The 24268-nt window shown below is 66.2% G+C and carries 17 protein-coding genes; 10 read left to right on the forward strand and 7 right to left on the reverse strand.

The window, feature by feature from the left end; genetic code table 11:
- Positions 1-42: 42 nt before the first annotated feature.
- Complete coding sequence (locus ACVKN3_RS19090; RefSeq protein WP_354515546.1) at positions 43-3033, reverse strand: autotransporter family protein; 2991 nt, start codon at positions 3031-3033, stop codon at positions 43-45.
- A 311-nt stretch (positions 3034-3344) separates the two neighbouring features.
- Here ACVKN3_RS19090 and ACVKN3_RS19095 point away from each other — a divergent pair, with 311 nt between their 5' ends.
- From ACVKN3_RS19095 to ku, 3 genes are all read left to right on the forward strand, one after another.
- Positions 3345-3563 (forward strand): hypothetical protein, encoded by a 219-nt coding sequence (locus ACVKN3_RS19095; protein ID WP_354515544.1) that lies wholly within the window; start codon positions 3345-3347, stop codon positions 3561-3563.
- Positions 3564-3727: 164 nt separating this feature from the next.
- The gene (locus ACVKN3_RS19100; RefSeq protein WP_285403537.1) at positions 3728-5638 is read left to right on the forward strand and encodes a CocE/NonD family hydrolase; all 1911 of its coding nucleotides are present in this window, start codon (positions 3728-3730) and stop codon (positions 5636-5638) included.
- A gap of 68 nt (positions 5639-5706) precedes the next feature.
- A complete protein-coding gene (gene ku, locus ACVKN3_RS19105; protein ID WP_354515542.1) occupies positions 5707-6729 on the forward strand; it encodes a non-homologous end joining protein Ku in 1023 nt (340 codons plus the stop codon).
- A 189-nt stretch (positions 6730-6918) separates the two neighbouring features.
- On the opposite strand, the gene ACVKN3_RS19110 is transcribed toward ku, so the two are convergent.
- From ACVKN3_RS19110 to ACVKN3_RS19125, 4 genes are all read right to left on the reverse strand, one after another.
- Entirely contained in the window at positions 6919-8142 is a 1224-nt protein-coding gene (locus tag ACVKN3_RS19110) for an AGE family epimerase/isomerase (RefSeq protein WP_354515539.1), read from the reverse strand.
- Positions 8139-9119, reverse strand: a complete 981-nt coding sequence (locus ACVKN3_RS19115) for a carbohydrate kinase family protein (RefSeq protein ID WP_036137583.1) — start codon at positions 9117-9119, stop codon at positions 8139-8141. The genes ACVKN3_RS19110 and ACVKN3_RS19115 overlap by 4 nt, the downstream gene beginning before the upstream one ends.
- 72 nt (positions 9120-9191) lie before the next feature.
- The gene (gene fucP / locus ACVKN3_RS19120) at positions 9192-10427 is read right to left on the reverse strand and encodes an L-fucose:H+ symporter permease (protein WP_354515752.1); all 1236 of its coding nucleotides are present in this window, start codon (positions 10425-10427) and stop codon (positions 9192-9194) included.
- Between the two features lie 110 nt (positions 10428-10537).
- Positions 10538-11587: a LacI family DNA-binding transcriptional regulator gene (locus ACVKN3_RS19125; protein WP_354515537.1), complete on the reverse strand. Its 1050-nt coding sequence runs from the start codon at positions 11585-11587 to the stop codon at positions 10538-10540.
- 170 nt (positions 11588-11757) lie between these two features.
- Between ACVKN3_RS19125 and ACVKN3_RS19130 the strand changes: the two genes are divergently transcribed.
- The 5 genes from ACVKN3_RS19130 (at position 11758) to ACVKN3_RS19150 (ending at position 18710) form a co-directional block, all read left to right on the forward strand.
- On the forward strand, positions 11758-14106 hold the full coding sequence (locus tag ACVKN3_RS19130; RefSeq protein ID WP_354515536.1) for a GH92 family glycosyl hydrolase: 2349 nt from the start codon (positions 11758-11760) through the stop codon (positions 14104-14106).
- A gap of 234 nt (positions 14107-14340) precedes the next feature.
- Positions 14341-16137: a sensor histidine kinase gene (locus ACVKN3_RS19135; protein WP_354515534.1), complete on the forward strand. Its 1797-nt coding sequence runs from the start codon at positions 14341-14343 to the stop codon at positions 16135-16137.
- On the forward strand, positions 16134-16586 hold the full coding sequence (locus ACVKN3_RS19140; RefSeq protein WP_354515532.1) for a response regulator: 453 nt from the start codon (positions 16134-16136) through the stop codon (positions 16584-16586). Before ACVKN3_RS19135 ends, ACVKN3_RS19140 begins: the two co-directional genes overlap by 4 nt.
- Positions 16587-16607: 21 nt before the next feature.
- A complete protein-coding gene (locus ACVKN3_RS19145) occupies positions 16608-18170 on the forward strand; it encodes an ATP-binding response regulator (protein ID WP_354515530.1) in 1563 nt (520 codons plus the stop codon).
- Positions 18171-18260: 90 nt separating this feature from the next.
- Entirely contained in the window at positions 18261-18710 is a 450-nt protein-coding gene (locus ACVKN3_RS19150; RefSeq protein WP_354515528.1) for a hypothetical protein, read from the forward strand.
- On the opposite strand, the gene ACVKN3_RS19155 is transcribed toward ACVKN3_RS19150, so the two are convergent.
- Together ACVKN3_RS19155 and ACVKN3_RS19160 are read right to left on the reverse strand one after the other, a co-directional pair.
- On the reverse strand, positions 18661-20064 hold the full coding sequence (locus ACVKN3_RS19155; protein WP_285403546.1) for a sigma-54-dependent transcriptional regulator: 1404 nt from the start codon (positions 20062-20064) through the stop codon (positions 18661-18663). The two genes, ACVKN3_RS19150 and ACVKN3_RS19155, sit on opposite strands and share 50 nt — an antisense overlap.
- 67 nt (positions 20065-20131) lie before the next feature.
- Positions 20132-21775, reverse strand: a complete 1644-nt coding sequence (locus ACVKN3_RS19160; RefSeq protein ID WP_285403547.1) for a sensor histidine kinase — start codon at positions 21773-21775, stop codon at positions 20132-20134.
- Between the two features lie 272 nt (positions 21776-22047).
- On the opposite strand from ACVKN3_RS19160, the gene sucC reads away from it, so the two are divergent.
- The gene (gene sucC, locus ACVKN3_RS19165; RefSeq protein WP_354515525.1) at positions 22048-23208 is read left to right on the forward strand and encodes an ADP-forming succinate--CoA ligase subunit beta; all 1161 of its coding nucleotides are present in this window, start codon (positions 22048-22050) and stop codon (positions 23206-23208) included.
- A gap of 13 nt (positions 23209-23221) precedes the next feature.
- Positions 23222-24094 carry a succinate--CoA ligase subunit alpha gene (sucD, locus tag ACVKN3_RS19170; RefSeq protein ID WP_285403549.1) on the forward strand — a complete coding sequence of 291 codons (873 nt, stop codon included), beginning with the start codon at positions 23222-23224 and terminating at the stop codon, positions 24092-24094.
- Positions 24095-24268: the final 174 nt, after the last annotated feature.

The following is a 24268-nucleotide window of genomic DNA, read 5'->3' on the forward strand; positions in this document are numbered from 1 at the left end:
AGCGATGCTCCGGATCGCCTTGCGGCGATCCGGAGCTATGACTCACCAGATGCGGCGGATGCCCAGGCTGCCCGTCACCCGACGGTAGCCGTTGGCACCGAAGCGCGTTTCGACATCGGTCCACATCCGCCAACGTGTGGCACGCAGGAAGGTGAGCCCCAGCTTCACGGCGTAGGCATTGCGCGGTACGCCTGCGGAAAACGCGTCGTCGTCGAGGCGGGTGGCATCGAGATGACCCAGACGGCGTAGCCAACTCGCCGTGAAGTAAGGCGACGCCGTGTGTCCGGACGGCGTGTGCCAGCGCGCCGCGCCGCGCAGGCCTAGGCGGGCAGTGGCGCCGCTACCGTGCAGCGGGGCGACCTGCGTACCGTTGACCTCGCGATGCGCGCCGCCGCTGAGGCGCATGGCCGTAAGTTGCGCCTGCGGCTCCAGGTAGACATCGGTGTCGGGATTGAGTGCGCGGCGCCAGCGTCGTCCTGCCTCGATGCTGGCGCTGAGGTTGCCGCTGCCGTAACGCTCCATGGGTAAGGTGACGCCCTCTACGCGCTGGCTGAGGTGAGCGTACTGGGTCCAGCCGCGGACGTAGGTCCCGTTGTCGGTGCGGATGCCCGCATAGAGACCCCCCGCCGAACCGCGCGCGCGGCCCTTGGCGGTGTAGCCCGTGACGCGCGATCGGGCGCTGGTGTCGGCGCGGCCCGTGGATGCCATGACACCGGCATAGCCCTCGGCATCGGAGGCGCCGCGGATCAGGTCGGCACCGAGGGTGAGTTCGCTCGACCCGCTGGTCGTGACGAGCTGATCGCCGATATCGAACGCCGTGTGTCGCCGATCGAAGCGTGCCCAGACACTCTGTCGGGCATCGTCGCGTTCGTCGTCCTGGCCACCGCCGATCCCGCCCTGGAACATATCCAGTGCCGCAGTCTGGTTGGCGCGATAGGTGCCGACCTCCGGACGCAGGATGCGGGATGTCTCCGGCGGCGGTGGCGGTGGCGGTGGAAGCACGTCCGCGGGCGGGTCGATGTCAGGGTTTTCCGGCGTCGGCGTGACGGGGGGCTCGATCGCGGGATCGACGATGGGGTCGGGCTCGCGCGACGAGCGCAGGTACCAGTTACCGTCGTTGGGGGCGTGCACCGAACCCTTGCGCAGGAAATATTCGTAGATCTTGGTGGCCACGCGGCCCTGTAGCCGAAACACCGCATCGGAGCGACCGTCGATGCGGATGAGCGGAATGCCGTCGACGGTATCGGCACCGTTGCCATCGACGTATGTCACCGCAATGCGGCCAGAACCGGAGGCGTTGCCCTGCACATGGATGAGATCGGCCGGTGAGTTGTCGTCACCTATGTGCGCATTCATGACGAAGAGGCCGTCCTGCCCGTCGTAGTCGCCGCGAATCGTCAGATGTTGGAATGTGCCCGCGGCAGCGTGTGCGAAGGCAAGCGTGCCGCCGTGGTGGCGCAGGCTGGCGATCTCGCTGTCGGCCGTGACGTTCCATGTGCCACCGCTATCGAGCGTGACGTCGCGGACGATGGTGCTTGCACCGGTCCACGAAGCCCCACGGCTGATGGCGAGGGAGGGGCCGTGGGTTCCAGCGGCAGGTGGGACGAAGGGCCCTGCGGTGCGAATGTCGCCAAAGGCATGCGCGTTTTCGTCGAGGACTACGGTGAACGGAAGCGAGGACGCCGCATCGACATCGATCAGGCCATGTTCGGCACCGTCGAGGCGTGCTCCATGGGCGAAGCGTACGGTGCCGGGATCGCGAAGGCGGAGCACCGCCGTGTGCTCGCTGCCGATGCTGCCCCCGTCGACATACAGGTTGCCGCCGCCCAGCACGACGGCGCCATACGCGCCGGCCCCGTGCGTCATGACCTGCGTATCGTCCGCGCGGACGGTGCCCTGACTGGTCGCAATGCCGTGTGCGGTTGCGCCGGTGGTGGTCACCGTGGCTTCGATCAGGCGGACTTCGCCTCCGCCCAGGGCCTGCACGGCGTGCGCGGAAATGCCGGCCGTCTTGAGCGCCGTGCCGGTGAGCGAGACGAGGGGGTTGCGGCCGGCGTATTCGCCGCCCCGGGCGTTGACTGCGTACGCCCGGTCGCCGCGCGTGGACACCTCGCCGTCGATCAGCACGACCGACGAGGCGCGATCGTCCACGCCGGTTGCGCCCGCACCCGCGGTGTCGATCCGTGTGCTTTCCAGGCGCATGTTGGCGCCGTCGGCCGTCGTGACGCCACGCGCGTTGTCGCCGGTCGTAGTGAGTGATGTGTTGAGCACGGTGACCGTGCCGCTCTGCTCCTGCCCGGCCAGTGCCGGCGCATAGGCTCCGTGGGTAAGGATGGTGCTGTCAGCGATCGTTGCCACTGCCTGGGCGCCGATGTTGACGCCTGCCGCGCCCTCGCCCTGGGTCGTGATGGTGGCACCCTTGCTGGCGCGCAGCGACGAGTCGGTACCCGTGGCTTCGGCCCCGTGCGAGGTTTTCCCCGTCGTGAGAACCTGCGTGCCCGCCAGCGAGAAACTGCCGCCGTTTTCCGCGAGCACACCGATGGACGTATTGCCGGTGGTCGTGACGCTGCCACGGATGAACTGCCCGTCGGCGCCGTCCTGGTTGAAGTAGGCGCCGCGCGCGACGCCGGCCTCTGTCACGAGGGCGACATCGCGCAGTGCGACATTCGCGCGTCGGGTGCCCTGGACCCAGAGAGCTGCGGAGCCGCCGCCGTGGGTTTCCAGGGTGCCGCCGGTCATCTCGAACGTGCTGCCCGCGCCGCGTACCTCGACGGCGCTGGCGGAGTCGCCGTAGGTTTCGAGGATTGCCCTGCGCGCCGTGGCGCCACCACCGCCTCTGATCAGGAGCACGGATTCCGACTCGCCGCGGGTTTCGAAGGCTTCGCCGGGGATGTCGAGGATGCCACCGTCGACGATCCAGGGTGGCGGTGCCGCACCGGCGACCGGCGCCAGGACGGCACCGACCATGGCGGCGAGGTAACGCCGGCGTTGCGGCGTGCGCCGCGAGATGCGGGAGGGTTGGGGGGTGCTCACGAGGCCTTTCTCCTTGTCTGGTCATCGGCAGGGCGCCGATGGCAACTTCCAGCTGACAGAATAGGGACTGGCTTCCGAGGGGGGAACGCGATTATTCTGAAAATGTCTGCGAGCACGTCTAGCGCTGCGCCGCCGGACATCCACGCTTCATTATTGTCGTTGCATCCTAGGAGAGCCTATCTTCGGACGGTTTCGTCGAGGATGCGAGTTCCAACCGCCTGCCGACGCGGCTACTCTGGGAGATGCTGCCTTACCGGCAGGATGTCCAAGACGTACCCGTTTATGTATTACACATTGAGGAGCAAAGAATCATGAAGGTCATTTCTATCGCCGCCCTGGCTTTTGTCGCCGTCGCCGCCCTGTCGGGTTGCAACAAGTCGGAAGACAACGCCGCCCCCGCCGACGCCCCGGCTGCTGCCGCCACCGCACCGGCCGCCACCGCACCGGCCGACGCTCCGGCTGCCGCCACCACCGCACCGGCTGCCACTGCGACTGCCCCGGCTCCGGCTTCGACCGCTCCGGCTCAGTAAGTTCGTCCATCGTCGGTGTCCTTCGGGGCGTGACGAGGAAAACGCCGCTCTTCGGAGCGGCTTTTTTTTGCACGATCGTCGGGGTCGCACGCATGGGACGTGGCCGTCATCGCCAGGATGCGGCACGCTAGGGCGGTTGCCTGCTGCCCTAGGACGCCGTTGCCATGACATCCCTCCCGCTCCTGCCGCGCCTGCTGGCGCTCTCGTTCGCCGTGACCGCCGGCCTGGCCCACGCCCAGACGGCGCCGATGACGCCGGACATCCCGGCGAGCTTCGCCAGTCCCACCGCCGCCGACGACTTCATCAAGCGCGTGGTCGAGATCCCCATGCGCGACGGGGTCAAGCTGCATACGGTGATCGTGATTCCCCGAAACGCCCACCATGCCCCCATCCTGCTGACACGCACGCCTTACGACGCCGATGGCCGGACCAGCCGGGCCGATGCCACGACGATGCGCGACGTGCTGCCGCAGGGTGACGAGGTATTCGTCGATGCTGGCTACATCCGCGTCTTCCAGGATATCCGCGGCAAGTACGGGTCCGAGGGCGACTACGTGATGACGCGCCCGCTGCACGGTCCGCTCAACGCCTCCGCCGTGGATCACTCGACCGACGCCTACGACACCATCGACTGGCTGACGAAGAACCTGCCCGAGTCGAACGGCAAGGTCGGCATGATCGGCTCGTCCTACGAGGGTTTCACGGTGGTCATGGCGTTGGTCAACCCGCATCCCGCCCTGAAGGTGGCCGCACCCGAAAGCCCCATGGTGGATGGCTGGATGGGCGACGACTGGTTCCATTACGGCGCGTTCCGGCAGACCAACTTCGATTACATCGCCGGCCAGAACGCCAGGCGTGGCAAGGGCGAGGCCATCAGCCGGGCCGGTTACGACGACTACACCAACTTCCTGCGGGCAGGCTCCGCAGGCGATTACGCTCGTGCCGCGGGCCTCGACGCGCTGCCCTACTGGCGCAAGCTGAGCGAGCATCCGGCCTACGACGCGTACTGGCAGGGCCAGGCACTCGACAAGGAAATGGCAAGGCAGCCGCTGAAAGTCCCGGTGATGTGGATACAGGGCCTGTGGGACCAGGAGGACATGTGGGGGGCGATCCATAGCTATGAGGCGGTCGAACCAAAGGACCGCGCCAACACCATGAATTACCTGGTCATGGGTCCGTGGCGCCACAGCCAGGTCAACTACAGCGGTGCGTCGCTGGGCGCGCTGGCGTGGGACGGCGACACCGCGTTGCAGTTCCGGCGCGATGTCCTGTTGCCGTTCTTCAACCAATACCTGCTGGACGGCGCGCCGAAGGCGAAGACGCCGCCTGTGCTGATCTACAACACCGGCGAGAACCACTGGGATCGCTTTTCGTCCTGGCCGCAGGGGAAAAAGACCCGGCCGTTGTACCTCAATGCCAATGGAAAGTTGTCATTCGCGGCGCCGGCGGCCGCTGCGCCGGGTTATGACACGTATGTGTCCGATCCGGCCAAGCCGGTGCCCTACGTACCGCGCCCGGTCCATTTTGCCGATCGTCAGTCGTGGACGACATGGCTGGTCCAGGACCAGCGTTTCGTCGACGGTCGCCCGGATGTCCTGACCTACATGACCGAGCCGCTCACCGCACCCTTGCGGGTGGCGGGCGCACCCCAGGTCGACCTTTACGCCTCCACCAGCGGCACTGACAGCGACTGGGTGGTGAAGCTGATCGATGTCTATCCGGAGACCAACGCCTCCAACCCCACGATGGGCGGGTACGAACTGGCAGTGTCGATGGACATCCTGCGTGGCCGCTACCGCGAGGGATTCACCGAGGCGAAACCGCTCACGCCCGACACGCCGCTGCCCTACCGCTTCGGCCTGCCTACCGTGGATCACACCTTCCTGCCCGGGCATCGGGTCATGGTCCAGGTGCAATCGTCATGGTTCCCTCTCTACGATCGCAACCCGCAGACCTTCGTGCCGAATATCTTCTTCGCCAGGCCTGCCGATTACCGCAAGGCCACGCAGCAGGTATGGCATGCGCCGGGCAAGGCCAGCGCGATCGAGCTGCCCGTGATCGACGACGCGAACTAGGCGTTGGCGTTACCTGCACGCCATCGGGGCGATCCTCGGCGCTCATCCGCCGCCCGAGGATCGCCCGTATGGCACGCCCCATCTGGACCGGTACGTTATCGTTCGGCCTGCTCAACGTGCCGATCCGACTCATGTCGGGCGAACGTCGCAACGACCTGCATTTCCGCATGCTCGACCAGCGCAGCAATACGCCGGTGCGCTACGAGCGGGTCAATGCCGAGACCGGCGAGGAAGTCCCCTGGAAGGACATCGTCAAGGCGTTCGAGTACCAGAAAGGCAGCTACGTGGTCCTCGAGGAAGAGGACATCAAGAACGCCGCCAGCGATGCCCACGAAACGGTGGAGATCGATGCCTTCGTAGACGCCGGTTCCATCGCCCCGTCGTATTTCGAGAAGCCGTACATCCTGTTGCCGGCGAAGAAGGCCGAGAAGGGTTACGTACTGCTGCGCGAAACCCTGAAGAAGACCGGCAAGATCGGGATCGCGCGTGTGGTCATCCGTACCAAGGAATACCTGGCCGCGGTGATGCCGCAGGGCGACGGGTTGGTGCTGAACATCCTGCGCTACCAGTCGGAGATCGTGGACCTGAGCGATTACGACCTGCCCGACAAGGCCGCGACGGCCTACCGCATTTCGCCCCGTGAAATCGAGATGGCGGCCGACCTCATCCAGTCGATGGCCGCGGACTGGTCGCCCGGCGATTACCGTGACGAGTTCCGCGACAAACTGCGTGGCGTCATCGAGAAGCGGCTCAAGAGCAAGGGCGTCACGACCACCGTGGACGACGATGACGACCATACGCCGGAGAACGCCACCACCAATGTGGTGGACTTCATGGCGCTGCTTAAGAAGAGCCTGGGCGCGAAGACGCGCACACCGGCGAAGACGACGCCGACCGAGAAGATGCCGGTGAAGAAAGCTGCCACGGGTAAGGCTGTTGCGAAGAAAGCGGCGTCGAAGGGCGGGGCGAAGAAAGCGGCTCCCGCCAAAGCAGCGCCCGCCAAGGCAGCGCCCGCGAAGACGGTCGCGAAGAAGAATCCGGCACGGAAGGGGGCTTCACGTAAGGCGCCGACCAGGCGTCGGGCGGGGTGATACGGTGCGGCGATTATCGTCGCGGGTCTGGCGGGTATGGGTTGTCTTGGACGGGTGGCTTTGGGATGGGGTGTCTAGAGCCCAGAGCCTAGAGCCGTTCTGGCGGGCGGTACGGAACCGCCCGCCAGAACATGATTTGCGGCTTCCCTCGCGGTAGGGCCATTGAGGGATCGCGCACGTCGTGCGCTCCTACGCGGTTTTTTGCATGCGGCGGAGGGAGGCCATGATTTCGTAGCAGGCGCCCATGGTGTGGTAGTCCGTCTTGCCGGCGGGGCTCTTTTCGTCGTCGTATTTTTCGTTGTTGCGCTTGAGGATGCGATACCAGGCGCCGTACGTGTGATCGACGAAGTGCTGCCAGCTGTAGGCCCAGATCTTCTCGTAGGCCTCGTCGTACTTTTTCTCGCCCGTGGTTTCGAACAGCAGCTGCGCAGCGCCCAGCGATTCCGCCTGTACCCAGAAATACTTGTCGTCGTCGCAGACATCGCCCTCGGGCGAGAAACCGTAGGCGATGCCGCCGTGCTCGTTGTCCCAGGCCTTGGCCAGGGCCTCGTCGAACAGGTGCTTCGCGGTGGGCACCAGCCAGTCCTTATGCTTCGGCGTGCCCTTGGTGTAGCGATCGAGCATCATCAACAGCTTCGCCCACTCGGTCTGGTGGCCGGGCTGGAAACCCCAGGGGCGGAACAGGTGCTTGGGGTTGTCGAGGTTGTATTTCCAGTCGATCGTCCAGTCGCTGTGGTAGTGCTCCCACACCAGCTTCTGCGGGGTGAGCCCGGCCTGGCGCTGGGTCATGTTCTCGGCCAGCAGCAGCGCGCGATCGAGGTAACGATCCTCCTTGGTGGCTTCCCATGCGGCGATCATGGCCTCGGTCATGTGCATGTTGGCGTTCTGACCGCGATAGCCGGTGAAGTTCCAGTCCTTGTCCGCCTCGTCGCGGTACAGCCCGTACTGCGGCTCGAAGTAGCGCTGCTCGAGCAGGTCCCAGATCTCGCCCTGCCACGCGCGTGCCTCGTCGAAGCCGACCTTCACGCCACAGGAATAGGCCAGCAGCATGAAGGCCAGGCCATAGCAGTGGTTCATCTGGTCGTCGCGCTTGCGGTCGGCAATCGTCCAGGCGTAACCGCCGGTCTCCGGGTTGAGGTGAACCTCGCGCAGGTAGGTCAGGCCGTGCATGACCAGGTCCTTGTCCTCGGGCTTGTTGAACTCGAGGTAGGCCATGGCATGGTTGAAGACGAAGCGCGTGCTCGACACCAGGTGGCGATGGCCGCGGTCGTAGACCGAGCCGTCGTCCTTGAAGTACTGGAAGAAGCCGCCGGCCGGATCGACCTCGTTCGGCTTGTAGAAGGCCATGGTCTTCGCGACATGGTCGCGGAGGACGTCGACGGAATGGAAATCGGGGCGGGGGACAGTCGTCATGCGTGCTTCTCCATGAAGGCCTTCACTTCGGCCTGGTCGGGAATGGCGGTGAACGAGCCCTTGCGGGTCGCGGTGATCGCACCGCAGGCGGCGGCAAAACGGATCAGCTCGACCAGGCGGGCTTCATCGGCGATCAACGCGTCGAAGCTGGCCGGGGTGACGCCCTCGTGGTCCAGGCGCGACAGCAGGCCACCGACGAACGCATCGCCCGCAGCCGTGGTGTCCACGGCCTCGACGGCATAGCCGGACAGCTCGCCGCTTGCGGCGCGGGTAAACCAGCGCATCGGTTCACCACCGTCGGTTACCAGCAGCAGGCGGGCCTTGCCCTCCCACAGCCGGGCAAGCACGGCATCATCGGTGTCGGCGTCGGTGTGGATGAACGCGAACTCTTCGGCACTGAGCTTGATCACGTCCGCTTCGTGCAGGGTCTCCCACAGACGGGGCAACGGTGCCTCGTCCTTCGGCCACAGGGCCGGACGCAGGTTCATGTCGAAGCTGACCAGCGCACCGGCCGTGCGGGCGCGGCGCATGCCCTCGACCGTAGTCGCGGCGATCGCGGCCTCGGTGAGCGAGTTGGAGCAGACGTGGAAGATCGACAGGTCGTCGAACGCCTGGGCGCGAAAGTGCTCAGGACGGAACAGCAGGTCGGCCGCGGGCGGACGATAGAAGCTGAAGCTGCGGTCGCCCTTGTCGTCGTGCGCGACGAAGGCCAGCGCGGTGCGCGCCTCGTCGGTACGCGCGACATCGTCGGTGCCGACGCCGAGGTCGGTCAGGCTCTTGAGCAGGAAGTCGCCGAACATGTCACGGGCGAGCATGCCGGCGAAACGGGCTTTGGCGCCCAGCAGGGCGGAGGCGACCGCGACGTTGGCGGGAGCGCCACCGGCAAACGGAACGAAGGCGGGAGGCTGACCGGCGCCGCCCTGGGGCTGTGCGTGGAAATCGATCAGCGCCTCGCCGAAGCAGAGGATGGAAGACATGCGTACGCGTGTCCTTGGGGACAGGGAAGGGGAAGCACGACGGCCGGCGGGCGCCGGCCGTCGTGACGAGCGTCAACCGGCCTTGGCGGCGACCGGGACGTTGCGGATCTTCGAGCCGCTCAGGCCGTAGAACACGATGTACGCGTAGCAGATGAGCGGGATGAAGAAGGCGTGCTGCAGGCCGATGTGGTCGGCGACCGCGCCCTGGATGACCGGGATCAGCGCGCCGCCGACGATGGCCATGATCAGCAGGCTCGACGCGTTGCTGGTGAGCGGACCCATGCGCTCGATACCGAGCGAGAAGATCGTCGGGAACATGATCGAGTTGAACAGGCCGATGGCCACGATGCTGTAAACGGCCACGGTGCCGGTGGTCATCATGGTGGTGATGACGAGCAGCACGTTGATGGCGGCGAACACGGCCAGCAGGACGCGCGGCGAGAACTTGGCCAGCAGGGCCGAACCGATGAAGCGGCCGACCATCGCGCCACCCCAGTAGAAGGCGACGTGCGACGCGGCGACTTCGCCCGTCATGTTGCCGATCTCAGGCAGCTGCAGGTAGTTGATCATGAAGCTGCCGATCGAGACTTCACCACCGACGTAGAAGAAGATACCGAGCACACCGAAAAACACGTGCGGGGTCTTCAGCGCGTCCATCAGCGAGTGGTGGCCTTCGTCGGCCTTCTCGGTGGTTTCTTCCAGCTTGGGCAGGTTGAACAGATACACGCCGATCGCGATCAGCACCAGCACCACGGCCAGGCCGATGTACGGCACCTGCACGGCGCTGGCTTCGGTCGCGCGGTAGGTGACCTGCTCGGCGGCGCTGAGCTTGGCGATGTCGTCGCTGCTCTTCACGGCGTTGGACAGGATCAGCACGCCACCGAAGAACGGAGCGAGGAAGGTGCCGAACGAGTTGAGGGCCTGGGCGAGGGTGAGGCGACTGGAAGCCGTCTTCTCGGGACCCAGCAGCGCGACGTACGGGTTCGCCGCCACCTGCAGCACCGTGATGCCGGTGGCCAGGATGAACAGCGCGCCGAGGAAGATGGGATAGACGCGCATACCGGCGGCGGGCCAGAACAGCGCCGCGCCGATGCCCGCGATGATCAGGCCGGCAACGATGCCCTTCTTGTAGCCGAGCGCAGCCACCAGCTTGCCCGCAGGCAGGCCCATGATGAAATACGCGCCAAAGAAGGTGAACTGGATGAGCATCGCCTGGAAGTAGTTCAGCTCGAACACACCCTTGAGGTGCGGGATCAGGATGTCGTTCAGGCAGGTCAGGAAGCCCCACATGAAGAAGATCGTGGTCATCACGCCGAGGGCGAGCGGGAAGTAGGTGTAACGGGTGTCGCCCGTGCTCGTCGAAGACGAGGTGGGCAATGGCGTGGATCCGGTGGCCATGGGGCGCTCCAGGTAGTGGGTCAGGGTGAAGAGGGCGGACAACTGCTTTCGCGTACGACCAGCCGTACCGGCGCGATCGTATAAGCGGTGTCCGTCTCGGGGTTGCGAAGTCGTTCGAGGATGAGTTCGGCGCTGCGTCGGCCCAGGCCGCGCGGATCGACCGCGACGGTGGTGAGGGGCGGTACGCACACCGAGGCCTCCGCCACATCGTCGAAGCCGGTCAGGGCGAAATCGTCGCCGGGGCGCCGGCCGCGCTTGGTCAGGCCGAGGATCAGGCCCAGCGCCACGGCGTCGTTGTAGCAGACGGCTGCGGTAGGTGCCGGGTCGCGGGCGAACAGTGCGCCGGTCTGCCGGGCGGCTTCCAGGCGTGTGGGCGCGCTTTCTACCAGCCAGGCGGGATCGACCGGCAGGCCGGCGTCCTGCATGGCGCCGGCATAGCCCTTGCGACGCTGGGCCACCGAGCTGGAATCGCGGTGGCCGCCGAAGAAGGCGATGCGCCGGTGGCCGAGGCCGATGAGGTGTTCCGTGGCGAGCCGGGCGCCGTGCTCGTTGTCCATCTCCAGGGTGTCCCAGCGATGGGCGCCTTCGTCGTCCGGCAGCTCGCGGTTGAACACCAGCAGCGGCGTGTGCATGCCGACCGCCGCCAGGACCTGCTCGCCCTCGCTGCCTTCGGCCGGCGAGAGGATGATGCCGGCGGGGCCGTGTTCGATCAGGGAGTTGAGCACCGCCTGCTGGCGGTCCGGCGATTCGCCGGTATTGCCCAGCAGGGTGACGTAGCCGGCGCTGGCCAGCGCCTCGTCGGCACCGGCCGCGAACTCGGCGAAGAACGGGTTACCCAGGTCGTTGATGACCAGGCCGATGCTGGAGGAGGTGCGTCGGCGCAGGTTGGCCGCCGCGCGGTTATAGACGTAGCCTTGCCGTTTGAGTTCCGCCTCGACGCGCGCGCGTGTCGCGGAGTTGACCAGGGGGCTGCCGCGCAGCACCAGCGATACCGTGGCCCGCGACACATCGCATCCCAGCGCGATGTCGGCGAGGGTCACCTTGCGGCGTTGCGGGGCGATCCTCGGCATTCAGGGCTCCTTCAAACGATCTAAACCGGGCGATCATCGCGCGGTGTGGTCTGGGATGCATCACGCACTGCAACATGCATGGGCCGGCTATCTTTGCTACGTTCGATCCGTTTGTCACGATCCAAACGATCGCGACCGCTCGTCAAGCGTTTATCCGAGGGGAACCATCCATGCCGAACTCCGCCCGCCTGCGTCGCGGCCTGCTCGCCGCCGCCCTGGGCCTTGCCCTGCCGATTCTGACATCCGCCGCCGCCGCCGACCGACCGACCAGCGCCTTTGCGGCGGTCGATCCGATGATCGGCACCGGCGGCGACGGTCATACCTTTCCGGGCGCTACGGTGCCCTTCGGCATGATCCAGCTGTCCCCCGACACGGCGATGCCGGACGTCAAGCACGCCTACAAATGGGCCGCCGGTTACCAGTACGGCGACACGAGCATCCTCGGTTTCTCCCATACGCATTTCTCCGGCAGCGGCCATTCCGACCTGGGCGATGTCCTCGTCATGCCCGTTGCCGGTGACGTGAAGCTGGACCCGGGCTCCCCCGACAAGCCCGGCAGCGGCTATCGCTCGCGTTTCGACCATACGACCGAACGCGCCGAGGCAGGGTACTACGCCGTTACGCTGGCCGACTACGGCGTACGTGCGGAACTGACGGCCGGTGCGCGGGTCGGCTGGCACCGCTACACCTTTCCGGCGGGCAAGCCGGCGCACCTGCTGCTGGACCTGCGGCCCAGCATCTACGATTACGACGGCAAGGTGCTCTGGTCGTCGCTGCGCGTGCGTGCGGACGGTACGGTCACCGGCGGGCGCACCACGCGGGGCTGGGCGCCCGGTCGCCAGCTGTATTTCGCCATGCGTTTCAACCAGCCGATGACCTCCCGTGCGCTGAAGAACCGTGAGGAGGCGATCGCTTACCGCGGCTTCAGTGGGCCGGGCAACCGTGCCGTCGACACCGACGGCATCAGCGGTCGTGCGCTGGAGGGCGTGTTCGATTTCGGCAGCCTGGGTAAGCCGCTGGTGGTGAAGGTCGCCGTGTCCTCGGTCAGCGAGGACAACGCGGTGGCCAACCTGGACGCCGATGGCCAGGGCTTCGACTTCGACGCGCGCCGCGCCGAGGCTCGCGGGGCCTGGGAAAAGGTGTTGTCGACGGTGGACGTGCAGGCGCCGGCGGACACCCGACGGATGTTCTACACCGCGCTGTACCACGCGATGATCTCCCCCAGCCTGTCGATGGACGTCAACGGGCAGTACCGCGGTCCCGACAACCAGGTGCACACCGCCAAGGGTTTCGACTTCTATTCCACGTGGTCGCTGTGGGACGTGTACCGCGCACAGCAGCCGCTGGTGACGCTGCTGCGCCCCGACATGAGCAGCCAGTTCGTCAACTCGCTGATCGCGGCGCGCGAAGCCAGCCCCTTCGGCATCCTGCCGATCTGGGCCTACCAGGGCATGGAAACCTGGTGCATGGTCGGCTACCACGCCGTGCCGGTCATCGCCGATGCCTATATGAAGGGTATACGCGGGTTCGATGCCGACAAGGCGCTGGCGGCGATGGTCGCCAGTGCCACGTACGGCCCCTACGGCGGCCTGGACGATTACATGAAGCTCGGCTACGTGCCGATCGACCGGCAGCCCGAAGCCGCGTCCAAGACCGTCGAGTACGCGTTCGACGACTGGTCGCTGGCGCGCATGGCCAAGGCGATGGGCAAGGACGATGTCGCCGCGACCTTCATGAAGCGTGCCGGCAACTGGAAGAACAGCTTCGACACGCGTACCGGCTTCCTTCGCGCGCGCAAGAGCGACGGCGCCTTCCGCGAACCGTTCGATCCGTCGTCGGCCGCCTATGGCAGCGATTACACCGAGGGCAACGCGTGGCAGTACTCCTGGTACGTGCCGCAGGACGTTGCCGGACTGATCGCGGCCCTGGGCGGAACGGATGCCTTCGTCAAGAAGCTGGATTCGGTATTCGATGCCAAGGTGGACCCCAAGTCGTTCGCCCACGTCGAGGACATCACCGGCCTGATCGGCTGGTATGCGCACGGCAACGAGCCCAGCCACCAGGTGGCCTACCTGTACGACTACGCCGGCCAACCCTGGAAGACGCAGGAGCGGCTGGTCCAGATCATGAAGACGCAGTACTCCCCCACGCCCACCGGCCTGGTCGGCAACGACGACCTGGGCCAGATGTCTGCCTGGTACATCTTCAGCTCGCTGGGCTTCTATCCGGTGGCCCCGGGCAGCAACGAGTACGTGATCGGGCGGCCGTTCGTGGAGAAGGCCGTGCTGAACCTGCCTGGCGGCAAGCGGTTCACGGTGTCGGCCGACCGGCTCGACGCCGGGCATCCCTATATCGGCCGGGTGACGCTCAACGGCAAGCCGCTGGACCGCACCTTCATCCGTCACGAGGACATCGTGGCGGGTGGCGAGCTGCACTTCATCATGCAGGCGGAGCCGGCAAAAGACTGGGGCCAGCAACCGGGCTCGGCGCCTTACTCGATGACCGGGGCGGCTCCCTGAGCGCGCCCTCGGCAGGACTCACGGGACCTTCACGTCTTTTTGGGCATTAAGCACGCCTTCCATCCAACGGGTGCGTCACTTGTCCCGCCGCTGCCGGACCGGCACGTGGCGGGAAGGGGCGTACCCGTTATCGCATCCCCAGGGTGTGTCCTTGCGTCACCAGCGAATCGAAGTACCCAGCGTCTATAATCCATGTCCTTCAGGGGCAGGATTCGTCGCGGGGAACACGACAGCATGATCGTAAGGATGGGGGCGCGCTGGCGTATCGCGAGTCTGCTCACGGCGGTGCTCGTCATCGTGGCCTTGCCGTACGTGGTCAATCGGTCCAGTTCGGATGCCGCCCTGTCCACCCGCGACTGGGTTACCCATACGGCCGAGATCAAGGCGGGCGTCTATCGCGTCGACGCCATCCTGCGCGGCAGCGAGGCGGCGGCGTACAGCCTCCTGGCGGGCGCGCCGGCCGACCCCCAGCTGGAAGAGCGGCTGGCCGCGAACCGCAAGCTGGTTCCCGGTCTCATGAGCGACCTGCGCCGGATGATGTCCGACAATCCGCAGCAGCTCACGCGGCTGGGCGGCCTGGAAGCGATGGCGAACAGCCGGGCTACCCTTTGCGAGCGGGCGATGGACCGGCTCAGGGCGGGCGATCGCGAAGGCGCATTCAAGGCCATGGAGGACATACGCGTCCTCTTTCCCATTCGCCAGACGGTGATCGACCTGCTGGCGGAGGAATCCACGCTGCTGGAACAGCGTCGCGCGCAGGCCCTGGATTCGGCGTCGGACAACCGAACGGTGCTGCTGATCGCCTCGCTGGCCCAGATCGCGCTGCTGGCGATCGTGGTGGTGGTGTCCGAACGACAGATCGCGATCCGCCTGAAGGCGGAGTCGCAGGCGTCCGATGCCGTGAATCGCTCGCAACTGATCGTGCAGGCCGTGCGCGAGCCCATCGCCATGCTGGATGCGTCGCTGCGTACGTTGCTGGTCAACACGGCATTCGCCGAGCTGTACGGTTTCGACCGTGAGCGTGACAGCAAGCTGCCGATCAACGAGATCGGCGAAGGCGCATGGAGCGACACGTCGCTGTTGCAGCGCCTCAGCGACGTGGTGGCCCGTGACCGCGAACTGTGGGATTACGAACTCACCCAGCGCACCGTGGACGGCATCGACCGCTTCGTGGTGATCAATGCACGCCGTATCGAAGAGTCGGACAACGATGCGCCGGCGGTCTTGCTGACCGTCAGCGACATCACGGCGCGAGCGCTGGTCGAGCAGAAGGTCAGCGAGCTCAATCGCCAGCTCGAGGGCAAGGTGGAGCAGATCTCCGACGTCAACCGCGAGCTGGAGGCCTTCAGCTATTCCGTCTCGCACGACCTGCGTGCGCCGCTGCGGCACATCGCCGGGTTCGCCGGCAAGCTGGAAGCGCACCTGGCCGACCGTTCGGACGACCGGGTCAGGCACTACATCGACGTCATCACCCATTCCTCGCGCCGCATGGCGCAGCTGATCGACGACCTGCTCGTGTTCTCCCGCCTGGGCCGCGGCGCGCTGCGCCTGCAGGCGGTAGACATGCAATCACTGGTGGACGAGGCCCGAGCCCTGGTTGAAACCGAGGCGCGTGATCGCCATATTGAGTGGCAGATCGCGCCCCTGCCCATCGTGATCGGCGACGAAAACATGCTGCGCACCGTCTGGCAGAACCTGCTGGGCAACGCGGTCAAGTACACCGCCAACCGCGAGAAGGCGATCATCGAGGTCTCCCTCGAGCGTAACGCGGCGGGTGACTATGAGTTTTCCGTGCGCGACAACGGCGCCGGTTTCGACATGCAGTACGCAAGCAAGCTGTTCGGTGTCTTCCAGCGTCTGCACCGTGCCTCGGAGTTCCCGGGCAACGGTATCGGCCTGGCCAATGTGCGCCGCATCGTTGCGCGACATGGCGGGCGGACCTGGGCCGAGGGCGAGACGGACCGCGGCGCGACGTTCCACTTCTCATTGCCGGCATCCGATGGTGCGGCCGCCCACACAGGTGACACATGATCGACGCCAAGGCCAAGCTGCATACGATCCTCATCGTCGAAGATTCCATGGCCGATGCGGAAATGGCGATGGACGCCCTGAAGGAGGCGAAGCTGGTCAATCCCGTGGTGCACGTGGAGGACGGCGTCGACTGCCTCGACTGGCTGCATCGCCGTGGCCCGTATGCCACGCGTGACCCGGGCGACCCGGCGGTGATCCTGCTCGACATCAAGATGCCGCGCAAGGATGGCCTGGAAGTCCTCAAGGAGCTGCGTACGGAAGAGCGGTGGCGCCGCCTGCCGGTGGTGATCCTTTCATCGTCGCGCGAAGAGAGCGACCTGGCGCGCAGCTGGGACCTCGGCGTGAACGCCTACGTGCTCAAGCCGGTCGACGTGCAGCAGTTCTTCACCGCCGTGCAGACGCTCGGCCACTTCTGGGCGGTGCTGAACCAGCGCCCGGAAGGCGATTGAGCCAGGAGCCGGGCGACTGATATGGGTGGGCAGGACCAGAACCGGAAAGTGCGCATCCTCCAGGTGGAGGACAACGAGCTCGATGCGGAGCTCATCCAGGCCGAGCTGGAGCAGGACGGGCTCGACTACGAGGTGCTGCTCGTCGACGACGAGACGGCCTTCCTCGACGGCCTCGACGGATTCGACCCGCATATCGTGCTGTCCGACCTCAGCCTGCCGACCTTCAGCGGTGAGCGGGCCTTGCAACTGCTGCGCGAACGCAATACCGCCATTCCCTTCATCTTCATTTCGGCCACCCTGGGCGAGGAAGCGGCGATCGAGGCGCTACGCAACGGTGCCACCGATTACATCCTCAAGCACAACACGGCGCGACTGGCCTCCGCCGTGCGGCGCGCGTTGCGCGAAGCGGAAGAGCAGCGCGGTCGCGCCCGTGCGGAGCAGGAACTGATCCGCGCACAGCGATTCGAAAGCCTGGCCCTGCTTGCCGGCGGCCTCAGCCACGACCTGCGCAACCTGCTGCAGCCGCTGCTGCTGGCCGGCGACACGCTGGAAGACTATGCCGACGATCCGCGCCTCGCCCGCCTGGGCACGCTGGTGCGCGACTGTGGGCGCCGCGGCCTGGAGATGGTCTCGTCGATGCTGTCGTTCGCGCGTGGCGCGCGGCGCGCGGAACAGGTGCGCCTGGGCGCCCTGCTGGATGCCTTGAAATTGCTGCTACAGGGTAGCGTGCCGCGAACCGTCAACATGACGATCGAGGTCTACGACGCGGATGTCACCTTCGAGGGCAATCACACCGAGTTACAGCAGTGCCTGCTCAACCTCAGCCTGAATGCCTTCCAGGCCATGCCCGCCGGCGGCACGCTGCGCATCGAGACCGCGCAGGCGAGCCTGGCGGACGACTTCTTCCTGGAAGGCGAGCAGCCGCACCCGGGCCGCTACCTGCGCCTGTCCGTGATCGATACCGGACTGGGCATGCCGCCGGACGTCCTGTCACGTCTGTTCGAGCCGTTCTTCACCACCAAGGAGACCGGCACGGGCCTCGGCCTGCTCTCGTGCAAGCGCATCGTCGCCAGCCATGGCGGCCTCATGCGCGTGCGCAGCGTGGTGGGCGAAGGTACGCAGTTCCACCTCTACCTGCCGCTCAACAGTGAAGACGAGGACGCCGCCCCGGCGTCCATCATGGATGCGTCGCTCCAGGGCGAAGCCGAGCGCGTGCTCGTGGTGGTCGAGGAAGCCGTGCAGCTGTCGTTGCTGGTCGACACGCTGGATGCGTATGGCTACCAGGCCGGCGCCAGCCAGAGTGGCACGGCCGCGCTGCAATGGATCGAGGCCCACGGCGTGCCCGACCTCGTGGTGATGGACGCCGACATGAACCTGTTCACCGGCGTGCGTACGCTGGCTGCGTTGCTCGAACATGGCTACAGCCGTGCGGTGCTGTTGCTGGCCCGGCCGGACGCCCCGCCCAACCTCGACGAACTGCCGCAACTGGATCACCTCTACGTGCTGCACAAGCCGATCCAGTCGCGCGCGCTGCTGCGCAAGGTGCGCGAGGCGCTGGAGGCGAGCGAGGGCAAGGCCGGCTGATCCCTTTCGGGTCGCCTGGCAGAATGCCTGCATTTTTCAGAATCCTTCCATATCGATGGAAGGGGTATCCGACTAACGTCTTCCCGACACGTGTCTGCGCTGCCGCAGGCCGCCACGGCTTCGGGGAGTGCGATGTTCTGGGATATGCAAAAGGAAGCCGACGCCATCGTGCGTCGCATGACGATCGCCACATACCTCGTCGGCTTCATCGTCGCGAGCCTGGTGCACCTCATGGCGTCGCTGTCGATCCTGCTCTGGCAGACCTCCTGCCTCTATCCGCGATGCGTGGAGGGCCCGGCGTTCGACCTCGTGCGCGGGGTCATGCAGGTGCCCCTGTTCGCTACCCCCTGGCTGCAGCTACCGTCACCGGATGAGGATTTCCAGCGTGGCTGGGGGCTGTTCGGCGGCCTTGTCCTCAACGCCATGCTTGCGGTGCTCGTCTACGCCGGCCTGGTCATGACGGTGCGGCGCTGTCACGCGCGGTGGCGCATCAATCGATCCCGAGCTTCTTCAGCTTGTACCGCAAGGCGCGGAACGTGATGCCCAGCTTCTTGGCGGTCGCAGTCTTGTTGTACCGCGATTCTTCCAGCGCCTTGATGATCGTGTCGCGCTCGATGTTGGAAATGAAATCTTCCAGCGAACCGTCGGCACCGCCGGCCGAGAGTCCGCTGGCAGGCGCTTGGGCCACGCTGCCCGTGGCGGCATCCGCACCGGAAGGGGCAGGCGCCGCCGTACGTTGCGGCAACATCAGGTCCTCCGCCTCGATGGCATCGCCTTCGCACATGGCCATGGCGCGCTCGAGGATGTTCTCCAGTTCGCGCACGTTGCCCGGGAACTGGTAGGCCTCCAGCGCGGCCAGCGCTTCGGGTTGCAGCCGGCCGGGTGCGCCGCCACCGGATTCCACGGCGAGCTGGCGCAGGACAAACTCGGCCAGCTTGGGCACGTCGCCGCGGCGCTCGCGCAACGGTGGTACGCGCAGCTCGATCACGTTGATGCGATAGAACAGGTCCTGGCGAAACAGGCCTTGCTCGACCAGCAGGGCCAGGTTCTTGTGCGTGGCCGAAAGGATGCGCACGTCCACGGGGATCTCGTCACGGCCGCCGATGGGGCGCACGGCTTTTTCCTGGATCGCCCGCAGCAGCTTCACCTGCATGTGCAGGGGCAGCTCGGCCACCTCGTCGAGGAACAGCGTGCCGCCCTGGGCCGCCTGGAACAGGCCCTCCTTGTCGGCATGGGCACCCGTGAAGCTGCCCTTGCGGTGGCCGAAGAACTCGCTTTCCATCAGTTCCGACGGAATGGCGCCGCAGTTCACGGGCACGAAAGCGCCCGCCGCGCGGGGGCCCAGCTCGTGGATCAGCCGGGCGACCAGTTCCTTGCCCACCCCCGATTCGCCGCCGATATACACCGGCGCCTGGTTGCGCGCCAGCTTGACGATCTTCCCGCGTACTTCGGTCATGACGGGCGAGTCGCCGATCAGGCGATCGGCGCCCGGTGCACCCTTGGCGCCGGTTTCCGTCTTGCGTTCTTCGGAGAGGCGCAAGGCCGTGCGGACGAGGCGGCGCAGGAGGTGGATATCCACCGGCTTGGACACGAAGTCGAATGCGCCCGCTTTCAGGGCGGTCACCGCTGCATCGACGTTGCCATACGCGGTGATCATCGCCACGGGCATGTCCGGATGGTTGGCGGCGATCAGCTCGATGATCTCCTGGCCGCTGCCGTCGGGCAGACGCATGTCGGTAAAGCACAGGTCGTAGCGACGGGACGCCAGGGCGTTGCGTGCTTCGGTGACGCTCCCTACGGCGTCGACGTCGAGCTCCATGCGCCCAAGGGTGATGGTCAGCAACTCACGGATGTCGCGTTCGTCGTCGATGACCAGTATGGACTGCTTGCTCATGGGTTCCGAAAGGTTCGGTGATGACAGCCAATGTAACCGTCCCGGCGTCCCGCGCAAAGGGCGCCGTTCACGCCCTGGCGGCCAGGGGCACCGACGCCGCCGTGCGGGCGGGCGGCGTGAGGCTGATCCGGAAGCAGCTGCCGCCGCCTGCCACGCGCACGTATTCCAGGGCGGCCTGATTGGCCTCGGTCATCTGCCGGGCGAGGTAGAGACCCAGGCCCGTGCCGTATTCGTGTGTAGTGAAGAACGGCTCGAAGATCTGCGCGGCCACCTTCGGCGGAATGCCCGGACCCCGGTCGATCACCTCGAGGATGGGAATGCCGGCCTCCGAGTGACGGGCCACCAGCATGACGCGGGCGGGCTCACCCGGCATGCGCCCGTAGCGCAGGGCATTCTGGACCAGGTTCCAGATCACCTGTTGCAGGTGCTGGGGGTCCGCGACGGCGGCCACGGGCTCGCTGCCCGAGACGGCGCGCAGGATGTCCGCGCCCAGATCGTTGCCCAGGCGGTATTCGGTGACGAAGTGGTGCACCCACTGGCTCAGGTCCAGGGTTTCCGGACGCGAGCGCTCGCGTCGGGACAGCTGCAGGATGTTCTCGATGATTTCGTTGAGCCGCGAGCAATGGTTGTTGATGATCTCGACCATCCGCAGGTCGGTATCGTTCATGTCGGTGGATTCGGCCAGCAACTGGGCCGAGTAGTGGATCGCCGCCAGCGGGTTGCGGATCTCGTGGGCGATCGACGCGGACAGGCGCCCCAGCGAGCTGAGGGTCAGCTCCTCGGCACGCCGTGACACCAGCGAGGTGTCGTCCAGGAAGATCAGGACGTGCGAATCGTCGTTGGGGGCCAGCCGGGAGAACCGGGGGATGACCTCGGGGGTGCCGTCGGCCAGCATGGTCGCGCTCTCGTCCAGCTTGCCGGACGTGCGCCAGTGGTAAAGCCGCCGCGACAGCTCCGGTGCCAGGCTGCCCAGGTCGCGCTGTTCGGCCGAAGGATTGCCCATCAGCATCCACGCGGACTCGTTGAGCTGGTGGATACGGTTGCCTTCGTCGACCAGCAGCACGCCGGTCTTCATGCGCCGGATGATCAGCTCGTTCACCTGGGACAGGTTGGCCAGGTCGATGCCGCGCTGCTCGGCCAGGGCCTCCGACGCGCGGATATTGCGGCCCAGCATGTAGCACAGCGAGGCGCAGGCGAAGTAGGCCGCGCCGAACAGCCCATATTCCACCAGTTCGCGGTCGCCGGCGGTGGGTTCGTCCAGGTCGAACAGGCAGTGGCCCAGCATGGCCAGGGTGGCCAGCGCCGCGAAGAACATCGACAGCCGGAAGGGCAGCAGCAAGGCGCCGGTGGCCATGTTGACCGCCAGCATCATGGCCACGCCCATGCGCACGTCGTGCATGAGGACCAGGGCGAAAAGAGCGGCGGCGATGTCCAGCGTCAGGCCGATGGAGACGATGAGGACGGGCCGGTGCAGGGAAACCCGCGTGCGCGAGACCATGACCAGGGCGGCCAGCAGGTAGGCCAGGGCGAGCAGCCGGGCGGCCAGGGGCTCCGGCAGGGCCGGCCAGTTCATGTGCTCGGGGCGGAACGCCAGCGCGGTGTAGACCGCGGCCTGACCCAGCCGGAAGTAGTTGAAAAAGAACAGTTCGTGGCGGGCCGTGTTCTGTACGGCGCGCGAGCTGGAGGCGCTGGTCGGCGCGGGCGTGGACACGTGGATGGTTCTCCGCCGGTGGCCCCCCGGGGCCTCGATGAGGGCCAGTATAGGCGGGGCCGGGGCACGGCAACACACCGTTCCTGCAGCCCGGACCGGCCGTCCCGGGGCCAATGTCGCGGCGCCCCTTTCCATCCGGGGCGCCTTCCGGGAAAATACGCGGCCGTATTGCGTCATTCTGGCGTGATCGATCGAAGCATCCCCCACTCCCGTGCAGGCCGCTCCTGGCCCGCATGCATTCACACGCTTCTCCCGTTCGCTCGAGGTATCGAATGAATTTCCACGAGTACCAGGCTAAAGAACTGTTCGCCAAGTACGGCATCGCCGTGCCGCCGGGCAAGGTTGCCAACTCTCCCGACGCCGCTGTCGACGCCGCCAAGCACCTTGGTGGCTCGCAGTGGATGGTCAAGGCCCAGATCCATGCCGGTGGCCGCGGCAAGGCCGGTGGCGTCAAGTTCTGCCGCAGCCTCGATGCCGTCCGCGATGCCGCCAAGGGCATGCTCGGTACCAATATGGAAACCTACCAGTCCGCCGGCCGCGCGCTTCCGGTGAACCTGGTGCTGGTGACCGATGCGACCGACATCGCGAAGGAACTCTACCTCTCGATCCTCACCGATCGTGACACCAAGTCGATCTCGTTCATCGCCTCCAAGCATGGCGGCGTCGACATCGAGCAGGTGGCCGCCGAGACCCCGGAAGACATCCACACCTTCCAGGTGGATTTCGTCGAAGGCCTGCAGCCGTACCAGTGCCGCGACCTCGGGTTCAAGATGGACCTGAACCCGAAGCAGGTCGGCCAGCTGGTCAAGACCATGCTGGGCCTCTACAAGCTGTTCAATGAGAAAGATCTGGCCCTGGTCGAGCTCAACCCGCTCGCCATCCTCGAGGACGGCAACCTCGCCGCGCTCGACGGCAAGGTCAACTCGGACGACAACGCCGAGTTCCGTCACGCCGACCTGGCCGCCATGCGCGACCTCACGCAGGAAGACGCCGCCGAAGCGGCCGCCGTCCAGCACAACCTCAACTACGTCACGATGGACGGCACGATCGGCTGCATGGTCAACGGCGCCGGCCTGGCGATGGCCACGATGGACGTGATCAAGCTGGCGGGCGGTGAGCCGGCCAACTTCCTCGACGTCGGCGGCGGCGCCACCAAGGAGCGCGTCTCCGAGGCGTTCAAGCTCATCCTCTCGTCCGACAAGGTCAAGGCCATCCTGGTTAACATCTTCGGCGGCATCGTGCGTTGCGACCTGATCGCCGAAGGCATCATCGCGGCCGTGAAGGAAGTGGGTCTGCAGATCCCCGTCATCGTTCGCCTGCAGGGCACCAACGTCGAGAAGGGCCGCGAACTGCTGGCCAACTCGGGTCTGGCGATCACGCCGGCCGACGATCTCAACGACGCGGCCCGCAAGGCCGTGGCCGCAGCGGCCTGAGGAGCGAATCTAAATGAGCGTCCTGATCAACAAGAACACCAAGGTCCTCGTCCAGGGTTTCACCGGACAGCAGGGTACCTTCCACGCCGAGCAGGCCATCGATTACGGCACCAAGGTCGTCGGTGGCGTGACCCCGGGCAAGGGCGGTTCCGAGCACATCGGCCTGCCCGTCTTCAACACGGTGCGTGACGCGGTCGACCAGACCGGCGCCGACGCGTCGGTCATCTTCGTGCCGCCGCCGTTCGCGGCCGACTCGATCCTCGAAGCCATCGCCGGTGGCATCAAGATCATCGTCACGATCACCGAAGGCATCCCGGTGCTCGACATGATGCGCGTGAAGAATGTGCTGAAGTCGCACCCGGACGTCGTGCTGGTCGGTCCGAACTGCCCCGGCGTCATCACCCCGGGTGAGTGCAAGATCGGCATCATGCCGGGCCACATCCACAAGCCGGGCAAGGTCGGTATCGTCTCGCGCTCGGGCACCCTCACGTACGAAGCGGTGTTCCAGACCACGAACGAAGGCCTGGGCCAGTCCACCTGCATCGGCATCGGCGGCGACCCGATCAATGGCCTCAACTTCATCGACTGCCTGAAGCTGTTCCAGGACGACCCGCAGACCGAAGGCATCATCATGGTCGGCGAAATCGGTGGCAGCGCGGAAGAAGATGCGGCCGAGTTCATCAGCCAGTACGTCAAGAAGCCGGTGGTGTCCTTCATCGCCGGTGCCTCGGCACCTCCGGGCAAGCGCATGGGCCATGCCGGTGCGATCATCTCCGGCGGCAAGGGCACGGCGGAAGCCAAGTTCGCCGCGCTCGAGAAGGCAGGCGTGACCACGGTCAAGTCGCCGGCCGACCTCGGCAAGACCCTCGCGGGTCTGATGAAGTAAGACACGTCGCTCGCCTCGGCGAGTGTCGGAAAAACCGCGGCCTCCGGGTCGCGGTTTTTTTTTGAGAAATCGTCGCCCCGTAGGAGCAACTGTCTTTTTCAGGCCCCTACCGTGCCGTGCCATGGAGTCTGATCGCGGACCATGGCGTTGAGGGTGATGAGCAGTTTGCGCATG

The organism is Luteibacter sp. PvP120, from assembly GCF_054055715.1.

Excerpts from the sequence above, each read along its gene's own strand:
- ACVKN3_RS19095 (WP_354515544.1), top strand. The coding sequence starts at position 3,345 with ATGAAGGTCATTTCTATCGCCGCCCTGGCTTTTGTCGCCGTCGCCGCC.
- ACVKN3_RS19100 (WP_285403537.1), top strand. The coding sequence starts at position 3,728 with ATGACATCCCTCCCGCTCCTGCCGCGCCTGCTGGCGCTCTCGTTCGCC.
- ku (WP_354515542.1), top strand. The coding sequence starts at position 5,707 with ATGGCACGCCCCATCTGGACCGGTACGTTATCGTTCGGCCTGCTCAAC.
- ACVKN3_RS19110 (WP_354515539.1), bottom strand. The coding sequence starts at position 8,142 with ATGACGACTGTCCCCCGCCCCGATTTCCATTCCGTCGACGTCCTCCGC.
- ACVKN3_RS19115 (WP_036137583.1), bottom strand. The coding sequence starts at position 9,119 with ATGTCTTCCATCCTCTGCTTCGGCGAGGCGCTGATCGATTTCCACGCA.
- fucP (WP_354515752.1), bottom strand. The coding sequence starts at position 10,427 with ATGACCACGATCTTCTTCATGTGGGGCTTCCTGACCTGCCTGAACGAC.
- ACVKN3_RS19125 (WP_354515537.1), bottom strand. The coding sequence starts at position 11,587 with ATGCCGAGGATCGCCCCGCAACGCCGCAAGGTGACCCTCGCCGACATC.
- ACVKN3_RS19130 (WP_354515536.1), top strand. The coding sequence starts at position 11,758 with ATGCCGAACTCCGCCCGCCTGCGTCGCGGCCTGCTCGCCGCCGCCCTG.
- ACVKN3_RS19135 (WP_354515534.1), top strand. The coding sequence starts at position 14,341 with ATGATCGTAAGGATGGGGGCGCGCTGGCGTATCGCGAGTCTGCTCACG.
- ACVKN3_RS19140 (WP_354515532.1), top strand. The coding sequence starts at position 16,134 with ATGATCGACGCCAAGGCCAAGCTGCATACGATCCTCATCGTCGAAGAT.
- ACVKN3_RS19145 (WP_354515530.1), top strand. The coding sequence starts at position 16,608 with ATGGGTGGGCAGGACCAGAACCGGAAAGTGCGCATCCTCCAGGTGGAG.
- ACVKN3_RS19155 (WP_285403546.1), bottom strand. The coding sequence starts at position 20,064 with ATGAGCAAGCAGTCCATACTGGTCATCGACGACGAACGCGACATCCGT.
- sucC (WP_354515525.1), top strand. The coding sequence starts at position 22,048 with ATGAATTTCCACGAGTACCAGGCTAAAGAACTGTTCGCCAAGTACGGC.
- sucD (WP_285403549.1), top strand. The coding sequence starts at position 23,222 with ATGAGCGTCCTGATCAACAAGAACACCAAGGTCCTCGTCCAGGGTTTC.